Consider the following 20,781-nt stretch of genomic DNA (forward strand, 5'->3'; position numbering starts at 1 on the left):
GGGCCTTGTCGTTTTCGGCGTTTGCGTGCAACCGGGAGAACACGGTCGTTGCGTGCCAGGCCTCACGACCTGGCGATGCCTTGCCTGCGAGAGGTCCTGCGCCTCGTTGCAAGCGCCTCGGCATTTGATCGACTGTGCACTTGTTCGATTGGCCGACGCTCTCGGCTGCACGCGGCAACATGCGCTGGGTACACTGCCGGCATGAGCCAGCTCCCGTTACCGCCGCAGTCCGAGCGCCGTGCGCTGGCGATCGCCCATGCCGTGTACGACGCCTTCGAGGACTACCACGCCCGGTTTGCCGAGATTACCGCACGCGCCAAACAGCGCTTCGAGACGCGCGACTGGAGCGGCGCGCGCGATGATGCGGTGGCGCGGATCGCGCTGTACGACCAGTACATCAGCGAATGCATGCTGCGCTTGCGTGCGGTGCTGCTGGGGCAGGCGCACGATCGCGCGCTGTGGATGCGCGCACGCGTGCATTACGCCGCGCTGCTGAGCGGGCTGATCGACCAGGAGTTGTACAAGACCTTCTACAACACCCTGACCCGGCGTTACTTCGGCACCCAGGGTGTGGATGCGGAGATCGAATTCATCGCGCTGGATATCGAGCCGACCGACGCGATCACGGTGCCGGTCGCACGGCATACCTATGCAGTCTCGCCCGGCCGGCTGACCGACATGCTGGTGCGCGTGCTCGGCGATTATTCCTTCGACGTGCCGTATGCGCATCGCACCCGCTGTGCAGCGGCGGTCGCGGTGCGCCTGCTCGATGATCTCGCGCACTGGGGCGAGCACCCGGTGCGCAGTGTGGAGCTGCTGGAGACGGTGTTCTATCGCGAGCGGCGCGCCTACCTGGTCGGCCGCGTGTTCGGCGAACATCGTTTTTCGCCATGCGTCATCGCCCTGGTCAACGACGACGCCGGCCTGCGCGCCGAAGCGGTGCTGACCAGACGCAGCGACGTCGCGCAGTTGTTCAGCAACTCGCGCAGTTACTTCCAGGCCGATCTGGCCACCGTTGGCGATGCGGTGGTGTTTTTACGCAGCCTGCTCACCCACAAGCCGGTCGACGAGCTGTACACGATGCTCGGGCGCGCCAAGCAGGGCAAGACCGAACGCTATCGCACGTTTTTCAGCCATTTCCAGGCGCATCCGGCCGAGCAGCTGGTGCATGCCGATGGCACGCCCGGCATGGTCATGGTGGTATTTACCCTGCCCAGTTATCCGCTGGTGTTCAAACTGATTCGCGACCGCTTTGCCTATCCCAAGACCATGAGTCGCGCGCAGGTGGAGGGCAAATACGAGCTGGTGTTCCAGCTCGATCGCATCGGTCGCTTGCTGGACGCACAACCGTATCGCTTCCTGCGGTTTCCCAAGTCGCGTTTTTCGCCCGCGTTGCTGCAAGAGCTGCAGACCAGCTGTGCAACGAGTCTGAGCGAAGATGGCCAGGACGTGCTGATCGCGCTGTGCTACGTGCAGCGCCGCCTGCGCCCGCTCAATCTCTACCTGCGCGAACAGCTGCCCGAAGCCGCGCATGCGGCCGCGCTGGACTACGGCCAGGCGATCAAGGACATGGCGCGCAACAACATCTTTCCCGGCGACATGCTGCTGAAGAACTTCGGCATCACCCGCCATCAGCGCGCGGTGTTCTACGACTACGACGAGCTGTGCCTGATCACCGACTGCACCTTCCGCGACTGGCCAACCCCCACCACCTACGAAGAGCAGATGTCCGCCGAGCCCTGGTTCCACGTCGGTCCGCGCGACGTGTTCCCAGAGCGCTTTGCGCTGTTCATGGGCTTGCCGCCTTCGCAGCTGGAAGCGGTCAAGCACCTGCATCCGGAGCTGTTCGACCCGCAATGGTGGCGCGACCTGCAAACCCGGCTGCGCGAGGACGACTACCCCGACACCCCGCCGTATGCGGACTCGCGTCGGCTGGCGTAACCGTCCAATGAAGACATGCGTGGGGCGGAGGATAAAGAGGACTTATACGGACACACAAACGCCGCGGCCACAGAAAAGCCCCGCAATGCGGGGCTTTTTTGTATCGACAATGCCGACCGCGTCAGCGCTTCATCGAACTGAAGAACTCGTCGTTGGACTTGGTGGTCTTCATCTTGTCCAACAGGAATTCCATCGCCGCGATTTCGTCCATCGGGTGCAGCAGCTTGCGCAGGATCCAGATCTTCTGCAGCAGCTCCGGCTCGATCAGCAGATCTTCGCGACGCGTGCCCGAGCGGTTGATGTCGATCGCCGGATACACGCGCTTTTCGGTGATGCGACGGTTCAGATGCACTTCGCTGTTGCCGGTGCCCTTGAACTCTTCGTAGATCACCTCGTCCATCTTGCTGCCGGTTTCCACCAGCGCCGTGGCGATGATGGTCAGCGAGCCGCCTTCTTCGACGTTACGGGCCGCACCGAAGAAGCGCTTGGGACGGTGCAGCGCATTGGCGTCCACACCACCGGTGAGCACCTTGCCGGAGCTGGGCACTACGTTGTTGTAGGCGCGTGCCAGGCGGGTGATCGAGTCGAGCAGGATCACCACGTCCTTCTTGTGCTCGACCAGGCGCTTGGCGCGCTCGATCACCATCTCGGCGACCTGCACGTGACGCGCGGCCGGTTCGTCGAAGGTGGAGGAGATGACCTCGCCGCGTACGGTGCGCTGCATTTCGGTCACTTCTTCCGGGCGCTCGTCGATCAGCAGCACGATCATGTGCACTTCGGGATGATTGCTGGTGATGGCCGTGGCCACCTGCTGCATCATCATGGTCTTGCCGGCCTTGGGCGGGGAGACGATCAGCGCACGCTGACCCTTGCCCTGCGGCGCCATCAGATCCAGGATGCGGCCGGTGATGTCCTCGGTCGATCCATCGCCACGCTCCAGACGGAAGCGCCGGCGCGGAAACAGCGGGGTCAGGTTCTCGAACAGCACCTTGTTCTTGCTGGCTTCCAGCGGCTCGCCATTGATGGTGTCGACGATCGACAGCGCGAAATAGCGTTCGCCGTCCTTCGGGAAGCGGATGCGGCCGGACAGGTGATCGCCGGTGCGCAGGTTGAAGCGGCGGATCTGGCTGGGCGAGATATAGGTATCGTCCGGGCCGGCCAGGTAGCTGGCTTCCGCGGCACGCAGGAAGCCGAAGCCGTCGGGCAGGATTTCCAGCACGCCGTCGGCGGCAACGCCTTCGCCGTGGCGGGTCAGCACCTTGAGCAGGGCGAAGATCACGTCCTGCTTGCGCGCGCGCGCCACGCCTTCCTGGATGTTGAGCTGGTCGGCGATATCCAGCAGCTTCTGCGCCGGCATCCGCTTGAGATCGCTCAGCGAGTAGACCGGGAAGCCTTCCGGCACGGCCGGGTGCGGGCGCGCGATGAACGGCTCGTTGCTGCCATCCGACGACGGCATGCCACCACCCCCCTCGTTGCCGAAGCGGTCGCGGCCACGGTCGCGGCGGTTGCGGAAGCGGTCGCGGCGGTTGCCCTGCTGGTTCTGCCCTTGACCCTGGCCTTGCGGATTCTGGCCGCCATTCTGACCTTGGTCCTGACCTTGGCCTTGCGCCTGGGACTGGCCCTGACCCCGGTGTTGCGCCTGATTCTGGTTCTGCTGCTGCTGCGCCTGATTGAAGCGCTGCTGCTGCGTCTGGCCACCCTCGCGGGAGTCGCCATGGGTGTCGCCGCCCTGGTTGCCCTGATTGGCACTGGGGGCGTTACCGGCATAGGAGGTGCCATCGCCGGACGTCTGCATCGGTGCCGGGTCGGCAGCATGCGACGGTGCCTGCGGGGCACGTGGAGCGTCGGGTGCGGGGCTGGCGGGCAAGGGCAGGTTGGGCTGCTGCGCGCCACCATCGTCGGTGGCAGCGGCGGTCTTGCTCACGCGCGGCTTGCGCACGCGCTTCTCGACAGGAGCGTCGACGCTGCTCCCGGTATCGGAGGAAGGATGATCGGACAAGTGCGTGATTCCTCGCTAAGAGTGCGAGCGCCCGGCTGGGGGGCGAACTTTAGGTGATGGGAGTCTAGAAGAGGTTTCTAGAGGGGTACGTCGGCGCACGAACGTGCTCCGGATCGACTGACACTATCACCGCTGCGCGCAACCGCGCAAGCGCCTGCCGGAGCAGGGTTTAACTGCTGGCTCGTCACGGGGCGCCCATCGCTGGACGCCCACTCGCTCAGGCGGCCGCGCCGCCCAGGGTCTTGTCGATCATCTGGGTCAGCTGGCCCTTGCCAACTGCACCGATCTGGGTGGCCTGCACCTGACCGTCCTTGAACAGCAACAGCATCGGGATCGAGCGCACGTGGTACTTGATGGCCAGCGCGCGGTTCTGGTCCACATTGACCTTGGCAACCTTCAGTCTGCCCTGGTATGTATCGGCCAGATCGTCCAGCACCGGGGCGATCATCTTGCAGGGTCCGCACCACTCGGCCCAGAAATCCACCAGCACCGGTTCGCCGGATTGCAGTACTGCTGTATCGAAGTCGGCATCGCCGACATGTTGAACCTTGTCGCTCACGTTGGGTCTCCTGGAAACCAAAACGGCCCGCCCGAACGGGCAGGCCGCTACATTGCGTTAAACTGGGGCATTGCGCGACTGAATCAAGTGTCAGTCCTGAAGCCGCGCTGTCCGCCACAACAGCCGCAGTTTGCGACGCTGTCGGCATCGATGCAAGCCGCGCCCGGGCTGCCCAGGGCGCCTCACGAAGACGGAATAATGAGCGACAAACCGCTGACCGATTTGACTTTTTCCACGTTCGACCTGCATCCGGCGCTGATCACCGGGCTGGAGAGCGCCGGGTTTACCCGCTGTACCCCGATCCAGGCGCTGACCCTGCCGGTCGCGCTGCCAGGCGGCGACGTCGCCGGCCAGGCCCAGACCGGCACCGGCAAGACCCTGGCGTTCCTGGTGGCGGTGATGAACCGCCTGCTGATCCGCCCGGCGCTGGCCGACCGCAAGCCGGAAGACCCGCGCGCGCTGATCCTGGCGCCGACCCGCGAGCTGGCGATCCAGATCCACAAGGATGCGGTCAAGTTCGGCGCCGACCTGGGCCTGCGCTTTGCGCTGGTCTACGGCGGGGTGGACTACGACAAGCAGCGCGAGCTGCTGCAGCAGGGCGTGGACGTGATCATCGCCACCCCGGGCCGGCTGATCGACTACGTCAAGCAGCACAAGGTGGTCTCGCTGCACGCCTGCGAGATCTGCGTCCTGGACGAAGCCGACCGCATGTTCGACCTGGGCTTCATCAAGGACATCCGCTTCCTGCTGCGGCGCATGCCCGAGCGCGGCACCCGGCAGACCCTGCTGTTCTCGGCCACGCTCAGCCATCGCGTGCTCGAGCTCGCCTACGAGCACATGAACGAGCCGGAAAAGCTGGTCGTCGAAACCGAGACCATCACCGCCGCACGGGTGCGCCAGCGCATCTATTTCCCCTCCGACGAAGAAAAGCAGACGCTGCTGCTGGGCCTGCTGTCGCGTAGCGAAGGCGCGCGCACCATGGTGTTCGTCAATACCAAGGCGTTCGTCGAGCGGGTGGCGCGTACGCTGGAGCGGCATGGCTATCGGGTCGGCGTGCTGTCGGGCGACGTGCCGCAGAAGAAGCGCGAGTCGCTGCTCAACCGCTTCCAGAAGGGCCAGCTCGAAATCCTGGTCGCCACCGACGTGGCCGCGCGCGGCCTGCATATCGACGGCGTCAAGTACGTCTACAACTATGACCTGCCGTTCGATGCGGAAGATTACGTGCACCGCATCGGCCGTACCGCGCGGCTGGGCGAAGAGGGCGATGCGATCAGTTTCGCCTGCGAGCGCTATGCGATGAGCCTGCCGGATATCGAGGCCTATATCGAGCAGAAGATCCCGGTCGAACCGGTGACCTCCGAGCTGCTGACGCCGCTGCCGCGCACCGCGCGCGCGCCGGTGGAAGGCGAAGAGGCCGATGACGACGCCGGCGACAGCGTGGGCACGATCTTCCGCGAGGCGCGCGAGCAGCGGGCCGCCGAAGAACAGCGTCGCGGCGGTGGTCGCAGCGGCCCGGGCGGCGCATCGCGCAGCGGCAGTGGCGGCGGTCGTCGCGACGGCGCCACTGCCGATGGCAAGCCGCGTCCACGTCGCAAGCCGCGGGTGGAGGGCGACGCCCCGGCAGCGGCTGCGCCGACCGAAACGCCGGTGGTTGCTGCGGCGTCGGTCGAGGCGCCTTCCACCATCGTGGCCGATGCCGAGCGCGCACCGCGCAAGCGGCGGCGGCGTCGCAACGGCCGCCCGGTCGAAGGGGCCGAGCCGGCAGTGGCCTCCACACCGGTCCCCACACCTGCCGCACCGCGCAAGCCCACCCAGGTGGTCGCCAAACCGGTGCGCAGCGCCGCCAAGCCGTCCGGCAGCCCGTCGCTGCTGAGCCGTATCGGTCGTCGCCTGCGCTCGCTGGTGTCCGGCAACTGATCGTCTGCGGCCTGCGTCGCATCGCCGGGCTCCGGCGATGCGACGCAAGCGCTGGCGCTCCGGCATAATCGCTGGATGACCGTTCTGCGTTTCGACAACGTCAGCAAGCACTACGCCGGTGGCCACCAGGCGCTGACCGATGTCAGCTTCGAAGTGGCCGATGGCGAGATGCTGTTCGTGACCGGCCACTCCGGCGCCGGCAAAAGTACCCTGCTCAAATTGATCCACCTCAGCGAGCGGCCCAGCCAGGGCGCGGTGCTGCTGGGCGAACGCAACCTGCTCAAGGTGCGCGGCCGGCAGATTCCGCTGCACCGTCGCCAGGTGGGTGCGGTCTATCAGGACCATCGCCTGCTCAACGACCGCAGCATCGCCGAGAACGTGGCGTTGCCGCTGATCCTGCGCGGCACCCGGCGTGCCGAGATCGGCAAGCGCGTGCGCTCGGCATTGGAGCGGATCGGGCTGGCCCATCGCGAGCGGGCCTTGCCGTCGCAGTTGTCGGCCGGCGAGCAGCAGCGCGTGGGCATCGCCCGCGCCATCGTCGGCGAACCGCGCCTGCTGGTGGCCGATGAGCCCACCGGCAATCTGGATCCGGCGCTGGCCGCGGAAATCATGCAGTTGTTCGCCGAGCTGCCCGCGCGCGGCACCAGCGTGCTGGTGGTCAGCCATGACCTGGCCCTGCTCAAGCAGATGCGCAAGCGCGTGCTGATCCTGGATCACGGCCGCCTGGTCGACGACATCTCGCCGCAGGATCTGGCCGAATGAGCAAGCCCGCCAATACCGAAGCCCTCGCCCCCTCGCGGTTCGGCGTGTGGATCGACCACCATCTGCACAGCATCGCCTTCAGCCTGGGCCGTGCTATGCGCAAGCCCTGGGCCACCTTGCTGACCATCGTGGTGATGGCGCTCGCGCTGGCCTTGCCGCTGGGGTTGTCGATCGCGCTGGACAACGTCAAGTTGCTGGCCGGCAGCGTGCAGCAGTCGCGCGAGATCAACCTGTTCCTGAAGGTCGAGATCGGCGCCGAGGCCGCGCAGGCGCTGGCCGGCGAACTGCGCGCGCGCCCGGACGTTGCGCAGGTCACGCTGCGCACGCCGGCGCAGGGGCTGACCGAGCTGCGCGAGAGCGCCAAGCTCGACGAGGCGATCGACGCACTCGGCGACAATCCGCTGCCGACGCTGTTGATCGTCACGCCCACCGAGACGGCCGACGATGCGCAGCTGGCCGGCGCGCTGCAGGCCTTGCCGCAGGCCGACCAGGTGCAGCACGACGCGCTGTGGCGCAAGCGCCTGGATGGCTGGCTGCATTTCGGCGAGCGGCTGGTGCAGGTGCTGTCGGCACTGCTGGGTGTCGGCGCGGTGCTGGTGGTCGGCAATACGGTGCGGCTGGACATCCAGTCGCGGCGCGAGGAAATCGGCGTGCTGCAGTTGCTGGGCGCCAGCGATGGCTTCATCCGGCGTCCGTTTCTGTATCTGGGTGCCTGGTACGGGCTCGGGGCCGGCGCTGTGGCCCTGGCGCTGATCGCCGCCTCCGGGCTGGCGCTGCGCGCGCCCTTGGCGATCCTGGCCGACAGTTACGGCAGTTCCTTTACCCTGCACGGGCTGGATCTGCTGCATTCTGCGATGGTGCTGGTCGGCACCCTGGTCCTGGGTTGGCTGGGCGCTTGGCTGGTGACTGGCCATTTCCTTCGCCAGACCCGTCCCACCGAGACCTGAGGCCCGCCATGCATCCACCGGATCTCAAGCACCTGATCAGCGCCGCGCCGCGCGTGATGGTGGTCGATGGCTCCAAGCTGGTGCGCAAGCTGATCGCCGACGTGCTGCAGCGCGATCTGCCCAACGTGCAGGTGATCGGCTGCGCCAGCATCGCCGAAGCGCGCCAGGCACTGGAAGCCGGTGCAGTGGATCTGGTCACCACCTCGCTGTCGCTGCCCGACGGCGACGGCCTGACGCTGGCGCGCAGCGTGCGCGAAGCGGCCGGCCAGGCCTATGTGCCGGTGATCGTGGTCTCCGGCGACGCGCAGCAGCACCTGGTGGAGCGTCGCTTCACCGAGTACGTCACCGACTACTTCGACAAGGCGCTGGGCCACGAGGCCCTGGCGACCTTCATCCGCGGCTATGTGCAGCCCGAGCCGGTGATCGGCGCGACCGTGCTGTATATCGAGGACAGCCGCGTGGTGGCCGAGGCGACCAAGCGCATGCTCGAGCGGCAGAGCCTGAAGGTCATCCACGTACTCACCGCCGAGGACGCCTTTGCGCTGCTGACTGCCGAATCGCTGGGCCGCACCGAGCGCCGCATCGACGTGGTGCTGACCGACGTCACCCTGAAAGGCGAGCTCAACGGCCGCGATGTGGTCGAGCGCATCCGCATCGACTTCGCCTACGGCAAGCGCCGCCTGCCGGTGCTGGTGATGACCGGCGACACCAATCCGCGCAACCAGTCCGAGCTGCTGCGCGCCGGCGCCAACGACCTGGTGCAAAAACCCATCGAAGAACGTCTGCTGGTGACCAAGGTGCTGTTCCAGCTGCGCCTGGCACGGCTCGAGGATCAGGCTGTCACGCTATGACCGAAGTGGAAACGCGTATCCAACTGGAACCGTCGTGGAAGGCGCGGGTAGGCGATTGGCTGCTGCGCCCGGAGATGCAGGAGCTTTCGGCGTTCTTGCGTCAGCGCAAGGCAGCCGGCGCGCGGGTGTTCCCGCCGGGCCCGCAGATCTTTGCGGCCTTCGACGCCACCCCGTTTGAGCAGGTCAAGGTGGTGATCCTGGGCCAGGACCCCTATCACGGCGAAGGCCAGGCGCATGGACTGTGTTTCTCGGTGTTGCCCGGGGTGCCGGTGCCGCCGTCGCTGCTCAACATCTACAAGGAGATCCAGGACGACCTGGGCATCGCGCGGCCGGACCATGGCTATCTGATGCCCTGGGCGCGCCAGGGCGTGCTGCTGCTCAATGCGGTGCTGACGGTGGAGCAGGGCCGTGCCGGCGCGCACCAGAACAAGGGCTGGGAAGGCTTCACCGACCATGTCGTGGAGACTCTCAACCGCGAGCGCGAAGGCCTGGTGTTCCTGCTCTGGGGCAGTTACGCGCAGTCCAAGGGCAAGGTCATCGACCAGGCGCGTCATCGCGTGTTCAAGGCCCCACATCCCTCGCCGTTGTCGGCGCATCGCGGCTTTCTGGGCTGCCAGCACTTCTCCAGGACCAACGAGCACCTGCAGCGCCGTGGGCTCGGTCCGATCGACTGGTCGCTGCCGCCGCGCAACGCGCTGGACACCACCTCGGCCAGCGGCTGAACGGTACTGGCGTCGGTCCGTTTCGCGGCGTCTTTGTCACGGTCTGCGCAGGACGGCGGTGGTAGCTTAAGAGCCGAATTCGGGAGCTGCGCCGTGGAACGACGGCAATGCCGAAAGCCCGAACGTCCTGTAAATAGAATGCTGGGAACTCTTCCTGTACCCGGCAGTCCAATAGTTCGACTGCTAAGATGGTGCCCTATGAACCAGATCACCTCGACTGCCCTAGTGGCAAACAATCTCCCGATTCCCAGTGCGCTCGGTTCGCTGGACGCCTACATCGGTGCCGTGCACCAGATCCCGGTGCTGTCGGTCGATGAGGAACAGAATCTTGCCCGTCGCTTCCGTGACGAGCTGGATCTGGACGCCGCGCGCGAGCTGGTCCATTCCCACCTGCGCTTCGTGGTACACGTCGCCCGCGGCTACAATGGCTACGGCCTGCCGCTGGGCGACCTGATCCAGGAAGGCAACATCGGCCTGATGAAGGCGGTCAAGCGCTTCGACCCGGAAATGGGCGTGCGTCTGGTCAGCTTCGCGGTGCATTGGATCCGTGCCGAAATGCACGAGTTCATCCTGAAGAACTGGCGCATCGTCAAGGTGGCCACGACCAAGGCGCAGCGCAAGCTGTTCTTCAACCTGCGCAAGTCCAAGACCCGTCTGGGCTGGCTCAATGCGTCCGAAGTGACTGCGGTCGCCAAGGATCTGAACGTCTCCGAGCGCGAAGTGATGGAGATGGAGTCGCGTCTGTCCGGTCGCGATATCGGTTTCGATGCGTCGTCCGACGAAGACGATGATCACGGCCCGCCGTCGCCGGTCAGTTACCTGGTGGCCAACGACGAAGATCCGTCGCAGGCCTACGAGCGTCATGACAGCGAAGATAACCAGTTGCAGCTGCTGCGCGAAGGCATGGCCGGTCTGGACACGCGCTCGCGCGACATCGTCAAGCGCCGCTGGCTGGATTCCGACTCCAAGGTGACGCTGCAGGAGCTGGCCGACGAGTACGGCGTGTCGGCCGAGCGTATCCGCCAGATCGAGGCGAATGCGCTGAAGAAGATGAAGGCACTGTTCGTGGCCTGATCATTCGATCATGCACCAAGTGTTGCACGAACGGCCCGGTTTTCCGGGCCGTTTGCATGTGCGGCGCTGGTGATGCCTCGATTCTGAAGACGCGTGGTTGTCCACCGGTGATCGACCACGCACTGCGGCCGGCCGCGCTATTCCGGCAGGCGCGCCACCGGCAGATGCCAGCCGTAGCGGATGGCCATGAAACGCAGCCCGAAACAGACCAGCGCACCGGTCGCCAGCGACCAGGCCTGCGGCACCGCGAGCACGTGCCCGATCGCGACCAGGCCGCCACCGGCCAGCGCGGCGACCGCATACAGCTCGGCCTGCAGCACCACCGGCGTACGCGCCACCAGCAGATCGCGCGCGATGCCGCCGCCGATGCCGCTGAGCATGCCGAGCAAGGTCGCGCTGAGCGGGCTGAGCTGGTAGTCGAGGGCCTTGCTGGTGCCGTAGACCGCAAACAGCGCCAACCCGGCCGCGTCGAACAACTGCACCGGATTGCGCAGCCGTTCCACCGCCGCATGCCAGTAGAAACCGGCCACGCCGGCCAGGCAGGCGACCAGCAGATACTGCGGATGCACCAGCGCGGCCGGTGGGGTGGCGCCGATCAGCACATCGCGCACGATACCGCCGGACACCGCCGCCGCGCACGACAGCACCAGCACGCCGAACAGATCCAGGCGATTGCGCACCGCCACGGTGGCGCCGCTGAGGGCGAACACGAAGGTGCCGAGCAGATCCAGCAGGAACAGGAGAGTGGTCACGATCAGACCGTCGCATCAGGCCGCACAGCATCGCGTACGGCCTGTGGCGCTGTCATCCGTCCTTGCTGCTGGGCGGCGGGTCGTCGGTAGCGCCGCCGAAGATGATGCGCGCGGCACGCTGGTAACTCCAGTACGCCATCGCCCAGTTCACCAGCACCACGAAGCGGTTGCGGAAACCGATCAGGAAGTACACGTGCGCGGCCAGCCAGAACCACCAGGCCACGATGCCGGAGAGCTTGAGCTTGCCGACATGCACGATGGCGGCCATGCGGCCGATCGTGGCCAGGTTGCCGTAGTCCTGATAACGGAAGGCCGGTGTAGGCTGACCGCGATGGCGGGCGCGGATCGCCTTGGCGATGTGCTTGCCCATCTGCTTTGCTGCCGGTGCCACACCAGGCACCGGGCGGCCGTCCTGCTGGATCGAGGCCAGGTCGCCGCCGACGAAGATCTCCGGATGGCCAGGCACGCTCAGGTCCGGCTGCACCAGCACGCGGCCGGCGCGATCCAGCGGCACGCCGAGCGTGCGCGCCAGCGGCGATGCGGCCACGCCGGCGGCCCACACCACCGTGCGTGCAGGCACGAAGGTGTCGCCGAGCTGATAGCCCAGCGCATCGATATGGGTAACCGGCGTGCCGGTGTGCACGTCAACGCCCAGGCGCTCAAGCTGCTTGCGCGCCTTGTCGGTGAGATCCTGCGGGAACGAGGGCAATACGCGCGGGCCTGCTTCGACCAGGCGCACGCGTGCCTGCTGCGGGTCGATATGGCGGAATTCGTTCTTGAGCGTGTGGCGGGCGATTTCGGCCAGCGTGCCGGCCAGCTCGACGCCGGTCGGGCCGCCGCCGACCACCGCAAAACTCAGCCAGGCCGCGCGTGCGGCCGGGTCGGATTCGGCTTCGGCACGTTCGAAGGCGAGCAGCAACTTGCGCCGCAACACCAGCGCGTCGTACAGCGTTTTCAGGCCGGGCGCATGCTCGGCCCACTGATCGTTGCCGAAGTAGGCATGGGTGGCGCCGGTGGCCAGCAGCAGCATGTCGTAGCCGAGCGTGCTGCCGTCGGCGAGCACCACCTCGCGGCGGGCTGGTGCGATTTCGGCGACGTCGCCGAGCAGCACTTCGACGTTGCGTTGTTCACGCAGGATGTGACGCAGCGGCGCGGCGATATCCGGTGCCGACAGGCCGGCGGTGGCGACCTGATACAGCAGCGGCTGGAACAGGTGATGGTTCTGGCGGTCGATCAGGGTGATGCGGATGCCGGGATCGTCGAGCGCGCGGGTGGCCCATAAGCCGGCAAAACCGCCACCAACCACAACCAGGTGCAGCGGAGCTTGGGAGGGGGATGAAGTCATCGTCAGGTCCGATGGAATGCGACGCGGGCTCATCAGCATGCCGCATCGTCAATGAATATGACGCCTGAACGCGGCCCGCCTGCGGCATCATGTCGCATCTCATCGACCTGGTGACCGCATGCCGGCATTACCGCCACCGTTGCCGCCACCGTCATCCGCTTCGCCCGCGATGGCGCCGGCTCTCGCGCGTGCGCCCGGAAAGCGACGCAGTGGCGTCACGCTCGGCCTGATCGGGCTGGCGGCCTGCGTGGTGCTGTTCGGCATGGTGATACTGGGCGCGCTCGGCTGGCTGATCGTTTTCGGCTGGTCGCTGTTTGCCGATCAGGCACGTGCCGCGCTGCAGGACGATGCGGTGGTGCAGGAACAGATCGGCCGGATCCACACGATGCGCGTGGATCTGGTTCGCACCGGTCTGGCGCCGGGCGACGACGATTTCGTGTTTACGGTGGAGGGCGATCGCGGCCGCGGCCGCGTGCATGCCACCTGGGTCAGCGGCGGGTCCGAGCGCGAGATCCTGAGTGATGGCGTGCTGACCATGCACGATGGCAGCGAATATACGCTGCCGTCGGCCGATGCCGCCGACACCGACCCCGACACCGACCCCGACTCTGCCGACACCTTCGAGGAATGACCATGCTCGACACTCCCGGCGACCCGCGCAATTACGGCTATCGCAAACTCAGCGACCTGGTGCGTGCGATCGGCCTGTTCGAGATCGAGCAGGACGAGCAGGCTTTGTGGGCGCGCGATGCGCCCGAGGGCGGGCGGGCGAAAGCGGGGCAGCCGGCGGCCGCTGTCGCAACGCAGGCCTCCACTGCGAAGCGTCCGGCGCGCACGACGCCCAAACCGGCAGCGGGGAAATGACGATGGCTGACGTTGCAACGCAATCGGCTGCAGGAAACGCCTCGATCACGCTATGGGGGCGGCGCAATTCCAGCAATGTGCGCAAGGTGCTGTGGTGCGCCGAAGAAGCCGGGCTGCCGTACACCTCGATCGAAGTCGGCGGTGCGTTCGGTCGTAACGACACGCCCGCCTATCGCGTGTTGAATCCCAACGGTCTGGTGCCGACGCTGCAGGATGGCGAATTGGTGCTGTGGGAGTCCAATGCGATCGTGCGCTACCTGGCCGCGCAATATGCGCCGGCCCTGTATCCGCAGGCGCCGGCCGAACGCGCGCTGGGCGATCGCTGGATGGACTGGACTACCTCGACGTTTGCGGGGGTGTTTCGCGACCTGTTCTGGGGCGTGCTGCGCACACCGGAGACCGAGCGCGATCCTGCGCGCATCGCCGCGGCACTGACGCGCTCGGGCGAACTGCTCGCACGCGCGGATGCGGCCTTGGCGCAGCAGCCGTATCTGTCCGGCGCGCAATTTGCGATGGGCGATATTCCGCTGGGCAGCTTCATCTACGCCTGGTTCGAAATGCCGATCGCGCGGCCCGAGCTGCCGCATCTGCAGGCGTGGTACCAGCGCCTGCGCGCACGGCCTGCCTACCGGCGTGGCGTGATGACCGCGCTGACCTGAGTGTCGAGCTTCTGCTCAGGCCCGCGTGGTTCATGGCCGGCACCACACGCGCCGCCGATCTCACGCAAGTACGTGGGCTTGTACATCGCGCCGCCAGGCAGCTCGCGTTTCCTGTAGGAGCGCACCTGGGCGCGAGGGCATTGGCGGTAACGCCGCGTCGCGCCCAGGGACGCTCCTACAAAACCTGGGTACAGCGCGCAACGTGGGTCTGGCTGCAGCACCCCGCGTGCGATACGCCGGCACTAATACAGATCGATCGGATCCACATCCAGCGACCAGCGTACGCGCCGCGCCTGCGGTAGCGCGTAGATCGCGGGCAGCTGCGCGTCCAGCAGACGATGCAGCGCCGAACGCTGTTGCGCGGACAACAGCAACTGCGTGCGCTGGAAACCGGCGCGGCGCGGCATTGGTGCCGGCATCGGGCCGTAGCATTCCACTGCGGCAAACGCGGGCGATTGCGCGGTGGTGTCTGCGGCGGTCAGGCCACGCACCGCCATCAGGAATTGGTTGGCCGCCGCCACGTCCTTGGCCTCGGCGCGGAACAGCGCCAGATGCGCGAACGGCGGAAATCCCGCGGCTTCGCGCTGCTGCAGTTCGGCATCGGCGAAGGCGTGGTAGCCGCCGTTGACCAGGGTCTGCAGCAAGGGGTGTTCGGGGTGATGGGTCTGCAGCCAGACCTCGCCGGGGCGGTCGGCCCGCCCGGCGCGTCCTGCTACCTGGATCAGCTGCTGGGAGAGTTTTTCGGCGGCACGGAAGTCGGCCGAGAACAGGCCTTCGTCGATGCCGACCACCACCACCATGGTCAGCCGTGGCAGGTCGTGGCCCTTGGCCAGGATCTGGGTGCCGACCAGGATGCCGGCGGCGCTGCCCAGACGCGCCAGCTGGGTCTCCAGCGCATCGCGGCGCTGGGTGGTGCTGCGGTCGATGCGCACCACCGGAAACTCCGGGAACGCTTCGGTCAGGCGTTCTTCCAGCCGCTCGGTGCCGATGCCTTGCGGCTGCAGCGCCAGGCTGCCGCAGGCCGGGCAGGCCAGCGGTGCGGGCTGGCGCGCGCCGCAGTGGTGGCATTGCAGGCGCCGGCCACCGGCGTGCACGGTCATCGGGGTCTGGTGCAGCGGCGTGCTGCAGCGCTGGCAGGCGGCGGTCCAGCCGCAGTCGTGGCAGAGCAGCACCGGCGCATAGCCGCGGCGGTTCTTGAACACCAGCACCAGCTCGCCGCGCGCCAGGGTCGCGCCGATGCCGGCCAGCACTTCCGGCGACAGGCCGTCCTTGAGCGGGCGCTTGCGCACGTCGAGCACGCGCACGCGCGGCGGACGCGCCTCGCCGGCCCGGCGCGACAGGCGCAGATGCTGGTAGCGGCCGGAATAGGCGTTATGCAGGCTTTCCAGCGACGGCGTGGCGCTGCCCAGGATCACCGGCACATCCAGCGCCTTGCCGCGCACCAGCGCGAAGTCGCGGGCGTGATAGCGGATGCCGTCCTGTTGTTTGTAGCTGCCGTCGTGTTCTTCGTCGATCACGATCAGCCCGGCATTGGGCAGTGGAGTGAACACCGCCGAGCGCGTGCCGACGATCAGCTTGGCCTCGCCGCGCCAGGCCGCCGCCCACACCCGCGCGCGCTCGCCATCGGACAGGCCCGAATGCAGCGCGTGCACCGGCACGCCCAGGCGGGCGCGGAAGCGCCCCAGCGTCTGCGGGGTCAGGCCGATCTCCGGCACCAGCACCAGCGCCTGGCGACCGGCCGCCAGGCAGTCGGCGATTGCCTGCAGGTAGACCTCGGTCTTGCCGCTGCCGGTGACGCCATCGAGCAGATAGGTGGCAAAACCGCTCTGCGCACGGATGGCGTCGACGGCCGCCTGCTGTTCGTCGTTGAGCTGCGGGCCGCTGCCGGGGCGGGGCGGGATGCTGTCGGCCGGCACCGCCACGCGCGCGGCATGGCCGCGCTTGGCCAGGCTGCGTGCGGCCTCGCGCCATTGCGGCAGCAAGGGGTCCAGCTGTTGTTCGCCCAGCGTACCGGCCAGCAGCAGGGTGGCCAGCAAGGCGGGGCGACTGCCGGCGCGCAGGCTGGCGGCGCCGGTGCGCCCGGCGTCGGTGAGCTGCCAGGCCCAGGCGTGGGTATCGGCCAGCGGCTCGCCGCGGCGCAGCGGGCCGGGCAGGGCGCTGGACTGGGCTTCGCCCAGCGGGGCGTGGGTGTAACGCGCCAGCCACTGTAGCGAACGGGCCAGCTCGTCGACCAGCAGCGGGGCGTCGTCGCACCATGCCAGCGCCGGGCGCAGCCCCTCGGCCGACGCCAATTGCCCGATCTCCACCACCACCCCGACCAGCTCGCGCGGCCCGAACGGCACCCGCACCCGGCAGCCGACCCGCGCCGGGTCGGTCAGCGGAGCGTCGGCCGGAGGCAGATAGTCGAACAGTTGGGGCAGCGGCACCGGCAGGGCAACGCGCAGGGTGGCGACGGTCGAAGACATCCGGCCAGTCTACCGACCCTGTCCGGTACCCGGCAGACGCCGATCGATCGCCCTCGTACCGGCGCATCGGCTTACGACGCGTTTGTGTGACGGAAGTGATAAATCCGACGTAAACCTATGTGAGGGTTAAGGAAACGGGTTTATCCACACTGGCTGTGGATAAACCTGTGAATTAGTCTCGTGCTCCACGCCCTGAAGGCGGATTCACTAGCCTCTGCAACCTGTTGGACATTTTTTCGCCAATCGGCTTAAAGCGATAATAATCAATAACTTAGGCGTGAAACACGAATGCAACAAAGAAAAATCAACAGTTGACAGACGCCTGCGTATCGGCATGTCTGCCGCTGTGCACAACCCGCGTGGGCGACAGCGGTCGGTGGCACCGGTGCGCAGCGCAGCCGGGTCGATCTGTCAAGCCATCGGCGGGGGGGCGATTGCGTCGGTATCATGCCGGCCGATGCTGGAGCTCCCATGACCGTAGTCCCCGACGCCCCCGTCACCCCTGCCGCGCTGTCAGCGTTCCTGCGCGGTGTAGAACGCCGGGGTCTGGTGCTCGCACAACTGCAATGTGGCGATGTCACGGCGGCCGAACGGGCCCTGGCGGCGGCGTTGCGGGCGTTCAGCAGCCAGGCGGCGAGTCGCCCGATGGCCGGCTGGCCGATGCGCTTCTGGAGCCTGCTGGCGACCGCTCCGCCGTTGCGGCGCGAGCCCATGCCCGGGACCTGGCTGCCGCCGTTCACCGCACTGGGGCGGATGCAGACCGCCGATCGCCTGGCGCTGCTGCTGCGCATCGTGGCCGGGCTGGAAGAAGCGCCTGCCAGCGAGGTGCAAGGCATCGAGGCGGCGGCCTATCGGCAGTCGCTGGCCCGTGCCTGCCCACGCGATGCGGCCGGCAACCCGGACGCGCAGGCCTGGCGGGTGCTGGCCGAGGCAGCCCAGCAGGAGTTGCGCGACCTCACCCCGGCGCAGGTCAGCCGGCTGGCGCAGCTCCGCGAGTCGGCCCTGGCAGGCATGCCGCTGCAGCCTGTCGCGGCCGCGCCTGTGGCTGCCGCCGCCGAGTCGCGCCGCCCGGCCGCACCGCGCAACCGTCCTGCCAGCCAGTGGCATTGGCCGCGGATCGATCGCCGCCACGCCGGCATCGTGCTGGCCGTGCTGGCATTGGCGTTGCTGCTCGCGGCGCTGGGCTGGTGGTGGACACATCGCCGGCCGACGCTGCCGCCCGACCCGGTCTCGCAGGCCCCGGCCGGCGTGCTGCACGTCACCGATGCCGCGCCAGTGCTGGTGGAAGACCTTCCCGCCGCCGACCTGCCGGACGCGGTGGCAAACCCCGGCCTGGATCCGCGCGACCAGGCGATGCTGGCCGACCCGGACCTGGAACTGGCGCGTTCGGCCGATTTCTACGCCTGGTATGCGGCGGGCCATCCGGTGCCGGCCGACGAATCCGGCGCGCATGCCACCGCCGCCGACCAGCCTGCCGCCGCCCTGGAGACCGTCGATGACGACAATTAAGTGGTGCGGCCTGCTGGTGTTCGCCGCGGTCGGCATGGCCGCGGCGCAAACCCTGCCGGCGCCGTTGGAGGAAGGACACGCGAGCGCGCCGTCCGGCCTTCCGACGCCCGCGACCTCCACTGCCGCGACCCCCAACGCCGCGCAGCAACGCGCGCGCTGGGACACATTGACGCCTGCGCAGCGGGCCGAGCTGCGCGCCCGCTATGCGGCCTGGAAAGGGCTCACCGCCACCGACCGGGTGGTATTGCGGCAGGCACGTGAGCGTCTGCATGGCTTGCCCGAAGACCAGCAGCGCGCGCTGCGCACGCAGTTCACCGCGATGGACCGCCTGCAGCGCGATGGCTGGCGCCTGGGCTCGCAGCTGGGCGCGTTCTATCAGCAGTTGCAGCCCTTGATCGGCTACGTGCCGCCAGCGCAGCGCGACACGCTGCTGGCGGCGCTGCGCAGCCTGGATGCCGGGCAACTGGAGCAATTGGCGATGCTGGCACAACGCACCCCGCCGCAGGAGCGCGATGCCTTGCGCGACGCCCTGCTTGCGCAGGCGCCGGCAACGCGCAGCGCCTGGCTGAAGCGCCAGCTGGCGCGGTAGCCGGCAGCGGCGGGATGGCGCCCTTGCAGTAACCCTGCACTGGCGTTGTCTCCATACGTCCTCGGGGGCCATCCTCGATGCCGCGCACCGGGGCCAGACACCGAACCGAGGGCGTGCGTGCCTGCCGCCTCGGCAATGCGTGTGCGAAGTGGCGATCGGCACGACCAGGACATCGACCCCGCTCAAGCCCAGGCATTCGGGCCCGATGACCAGCCACCACGGCCGCTCGCCGCCGCGCACCTCCCGCCCCGCGCGTTCCAGGCTTGCGGTGGTCTTCCCGGCGACCCAACGGCCCCTCTGGGAAGTCCGGGTAAGATAGCGGCCCCACGCGACCCGGTGCCAGCGCCTCCCGGCACGGCCGTAGTCCGCGCAGCGATCGGTTTTCATGTCTGTCTCTTCTGCACCCACCTCCGCGACGCCGCGCTTCGCCGCGGAAGTGCGCACCACCGGCCTGCTCGCATTGCCGCTGGTGCTCGGCCACGTCTCCACCGGCCTGATCGGGTTTGTCGACAATGTCATCGCCGGCCACCACGGCACCGCCACGCTGGCGGCGGTCACCATCGGCACCTCGCTGCTGTGGCTGCCGATGCTGGTGCCGATCGGCACGCTGATCTCGTTGACCGCCTCGGTTTCGCAACTGCGCGGTGCCGGCCGCGAGCACGAGATCGGCCCGCTGTTCCGCCAGGCCCTGTGGCTGTCGCTGGGACTGGGCGCGGTGATGTTCGCGTTCCTGAGCGCGGTGCCGCCGCTGCTGCCCACCTTCGGAATTGCGGCGGACATCGTGCCGGGCGCGACCGACTTCCTGCATGCGGTGCGCTGGGGTGGGCCGGCGCTGACGTTCTACTTCTGCATGCGCTATCTCAGCGAGGGCATGCACTGGACCCTGCCGACCATGCTGCTGGGTTTTGGCGGCCTGCTGGTGCTGGCGCCGCTGGGCTATGCGTTGACCTACGGCAAGTTGGGCGTTGCCGAGCACGGTGCGCAAGGCCTGGGCATGGCCTCGGCGATCACCATGTGGGTGCAGGCCAGCGTATTTGCGCTGTATCTGTGGCGCTCGCGCCGCTTTGCGCATCTGCAGTTGTTCGCCCATTGCGAGGGGCCGCGCTGGCGGGCGATCGGCGATCTGTTGCGCACCGGTCTGCCGATCGGCATCACCGTGCTGATGGAGGGTGGCCTGTTCATCGTCACCGCCTTGCTGATCGGCCGGCTCGGCTCCACCGAAGCGGCCGCGCACCAGATTGCGATCAACGTCGCGCAACTGTGTTTCATGATTCCGATGGGCGTGGCCGAGGCGACCACCGTGCGGGTCGGGCATGCGGTCGGGCGCGGCGATCCGCTCGGCATGCGGCGTGCGGCCTGGGCCGGTTACGCCATCGTGCTGGGCACCCAGGCCTTGTCGGCCAGCGTGCTGTTGCTGGGCCACGATGCCATCGTGAGCGTCTATACCGACGATGCGGCGGTGGCGGCGCTGGCCTCGGTGCTGCTGCTGTTTGCCGCCACGTTCCAGTTTCCCGACGGCATCCAGGTGCTGTCCAGCGGCGCGCTGCGTGGGCTCAAGGACACCCGTGTGCCGATGTTCCTGGCGATGTTCTCGTACTGGGGTGTCGGCATGCCGATCGGCGCCGGACTCGGCCTGGGGCTGGGCTGGGGACCGCAAGGCATGTGGATCGGCCTGATTCTGGGCCTGACCGTGGCGTCGGTCCTGATGGGCTTGCGCTTCCGGCAGACCAGCCGGCGGCTGACCGCCGGCGCGCCCCCCTGACTTCCAGCGCATGCCGCGCGCGCCGCGCAGCCGGTATGCTGGACACCATTGAATTGTATGCAGC

17 protein-coding genes and 1 pseudogene are annotated in these 20,781 nt (G+C 67.7%); 13 read left to right on the forward strand and 5 right to left on the reverse strand.

From position 1 onward, the window contains the following. The first annotated feature begins 201 nt into the window (after positions 1-201). Entirely contained in the window at positions 202-1,941 is a 1,740-nt protein-coding gene (gene aceK, locus XaplCFBP3123_RS19050; protein WP_104535458.1) for a bifunctional isocitrate dehydrogenase kinase/phosphatase, read from the forward strand. A gap of 121 nt (positions 1,942-2,062) precedes the next feature. Here aceK and rho read toward each other — a convergent pair whose 3' ends face one another. Both rho and trxA read right to left on the reverse strand, forming a co-directional pair. After that, positions 2,063-3,940, reverse strand: coding sequence for a transcription termination factor Rho (gene rho, locus XaplCFBP3123_RS19055; RefSeq protein WP_104535459.1), 1,878 nt, complete (start codon positions 3,938-3,940; stop codon positions 2,063-2,065). 217 nt (positions 3,941-4,157) lie between these two features. Further along, the gene (gene trxA / locus XaplCFBP3123_RS19060; RefSeq protein ID WP_005923050.1) at positions 4,158-4,499 is read right to left on the reverse strand and encodes a thioredoxin TrxA; all 342 of its coding nucleotides are present in this window, start codon (positions 4,497-4,499) and stop codon (positions 4,158-4,160) included. Between the two features lie 198 nt (positions 4,500-4,697). Here trxA and rhlB point away from each other — a divergent pair, with 198 nt between their 5' ends. The 6 genes from rhlB (at position 4,698) to rpoH (ending at position 10,772) form a co-directional block, all read left to right on the forward strand. Next, complete coding sequence (gene rhlB, locus XaplCFBP3123_RS19065) at positions 4,698-6,416, forward strand: ATP-dependent RNA helicase RhlB (RefSeq protein ID WP_104535460.1); 1,719 nt, start codon at positions 4,698-4,700, stop codon at positions 6,414-6,416. A gap of 75 nt (positions 6,417-6,491) precedes the next feature. Further along, complete coding sequence (gene ftsE / locus XaplCFBP3123_RS19070) at positions 6,492-7,178, forward strand: cell division ATP-binding protein FtsE (protein WP_016903688.1); 687 nt, start codon at positions 6,492-6,494, stop codon at positions 7,176-7,178. Continuing rightward, a complete protein-coding gene (ftsX, locus tag XaplCFBP3123_RS19075) occupies positions 7,175-8,125 on the forward strand; it encodes a permease-like cell division protein FtsX (RefSeq protein ID WP_104535461.1) in 951 nt (316 codons plus the stop codon). Before ftsE ends, ftsX begins: the two co-directional genes overlap by 4 nt. Before the next feature lie 8 nt (positions 8,126-8,133). Beyond that, on the forward strand, positions 8,134-8,976 hold the full coding sequence (locus XaplCFBP3123_RS19080; protein ID WP_172453386.1) for a response regulator: 843 nt from the start codon (positions 8,134-8,136) through the stop codon (positions 8,974-8,976). Then, positions 8,973-9,698, forward strand: coding sequence for a uracil-DNA glycosylase (gene ung / locus XaplCFBP3123_RS19085; protein ID WP_104535462.1), 726 nt, complete (start codon positions 8,973-8,975; stop codon positions 9,696-9,698). The genes XaplCFBP3123_RS19080 and ung overlap by 4 nt, the downstream gene beginning before the upstream one ends. A 198-nt stretch (positions 9,699-9,896) precedes the next feature. Continuing rightward, positions 9,897-10,772 (forward strand): RNA polymerase sigma factor RpoH, encoded by an 876-nt coding sequence (gene rpoH / locus XaplCFBP3123_RS19090; RefSeq protein WP_024938885.1) that lies wholly within the window; start codon positions 9,897-9,899, stop codon positions 10,770-10,772. Between the two features lie 137 nt (positions 10,773-10,909). Here rpoH and XaplCFBP3123_RS19095 read toward each other — a convergent pair whose 3' ends face one another. Both XaplCFBP3123_RS19095 and XaplCFBP3123_RS19100 read right to left on the reverse strand, forming a co-directional pair. After that, positions 10,910-11,524, reverse strand: coding sequence for a trimeric intracellular cation channel family protein (locus XaplCFBP3123_RS19095; RefSeq protein WP_104535463.1), 615 nt, complete (start codon positions 11,522-11,524; stop codon positions 10,910-10,912). Between the two features lie 52 nt (positions 11,525-11,576). Then, positions 11,577-12,869 carry an NAD(P)/FAD-dependent oxidoreductase gene (locus XaplCFBP3123_RS19100; protein WP_104535503.1) on the reverse strand — a complete coding sequence of 431 codons (1,293 nt, stop codon included), beginning with the start codon at positions 12,867-12,869 and terminating at the stop codon, positions 11,577-11,579. A 118-nt stretch (positions 12,870-12,987) separates the two neighbouring features. On the opposite strand from XaplCFBP3123_RS19100, the gene XaplCFBP3123_RS19105 reads away from it, so the two are divergent. From XaplCFBP3123_RS19105 to XaplCFBP3123_RS19115, 3 genes and pseudogenes are all read left to right on the forward strand, one after another. Then, the gene (locus tag XaplCFBP3123_RS19105; protein ID WP_104535464.1) at positions 12,988-13,500 is read left to right on the forward strand and encodes a hypothetical protein; all 513 of its coding nucleotides are present in this window, start codon (positions 12,988-12,990) and stop codon (positions 13,498-13,500) included. A 20-nt stretch (positions 13,501-13,520) separates the two neighbouring features. After that, positions 13,521-13,733, forward strand: a pseudogene (locus tag XaplCFBP3123_RS19110) (OST-HTH/LOTUS domain-containing protein); the annotation flags it as partial. Continuing rightward, positions 13,730-14,392: a glutathione S-transferase family protein gene (locus XaplCFBP3123_RS19115; protein WP_429001641.1), complete on the forward strand. Its 663-nt coding sequence runs from the start codon at positions 13,730-13,732 to the stop codon at positions 14,390-14,392. The pseudogene XaplCFBP3123_RS19110 and the gene XaplCFBP3123_RS19115, both read left to right, overlap by 4 nt. A 242-nt stretch (positions 14,393-14,634) precedes the next feature. On the opposite strand, the gene XaplCFBP3123_RS19120 is transcribed toward XaplCFBP3123_RS19115, so the two are convergent. Further along, positions 14,635-16,857 (reverse strand): primosomal protein N', encoded by a 2,223-nt coding sequence (locus XaplCFBP3123_RS19120; RefSeq protein ID WP_104535466.1) that lies wholly within the window; start codon positions 16,855-16,857, stop codon positions 14,635-14,637. A 471-nt stretch (positions 16,858-17,328) separates the two neighbouring features. Here XaplCFBP3123_RS19120 and XaplCFBP3123_RS19125 point away from each other — a divergent pair, with 471 nt between their 5' ends. The 3 genes from XaplCFBP3123_RS19125 (at position 17,329) to XaplCFBP3123_RS19135 (ending at position 20,717) form a co-directional block, all read left to right on the forward strand. After that, positions 17,329-18,366: a hypothetical protein gene (locus XaplCFBP3123_RS19125; RefSeq protein WP_104535467.1), complete on the forward strand. Its 1,038-nt coding sequence runs from the start codon at positions 17,329-17,331 to the stop codon at positions 18,364-18,366. Further along, the gene (locus XaplCFBP3123_RS19130) at positions 18,353-18,955 is read left to right on the forward strand and encodes a DUF3106 domain-containing protein (protein ID WP_104535468.1); all 603 of its coding nucleotides are present in this window, start codon (positions 18,353-18,355) and stop codon (positions 18,953-18,955) included. Before XaplCFBP3123_RS19125 ends, XaplCFBP3123_RS19130 begins: the two co-directional genes overlap by 14 nt. Before the next feature lie 385 nt (positions 18,956-19,340). Continuing rightward, positions 19,341-20,717, forward strand: coding sequence for an MATE family efflux transporter (locus XaplCFBP3123_RS19135; protein WP_104535469.1), 1,377 nt, complete (start codon positions 19,341-19,343; stop codon positions 20,715-20,717). Positions 20,718-20,781: the final 64 nt, after the last annotated feature.

The organism is Xanthomonas arboricola pv. populi (assembly GCF_002939945.1).
In the GTDB taxonomy this organism is placed as follows: domain Bacteria; phylum Pseudomonadota; class Gammaproteobacteria; order Xanthomonadales; family Xanthomonadaceae; genus Xanthomonas; species Xanthomonas arboricola_A.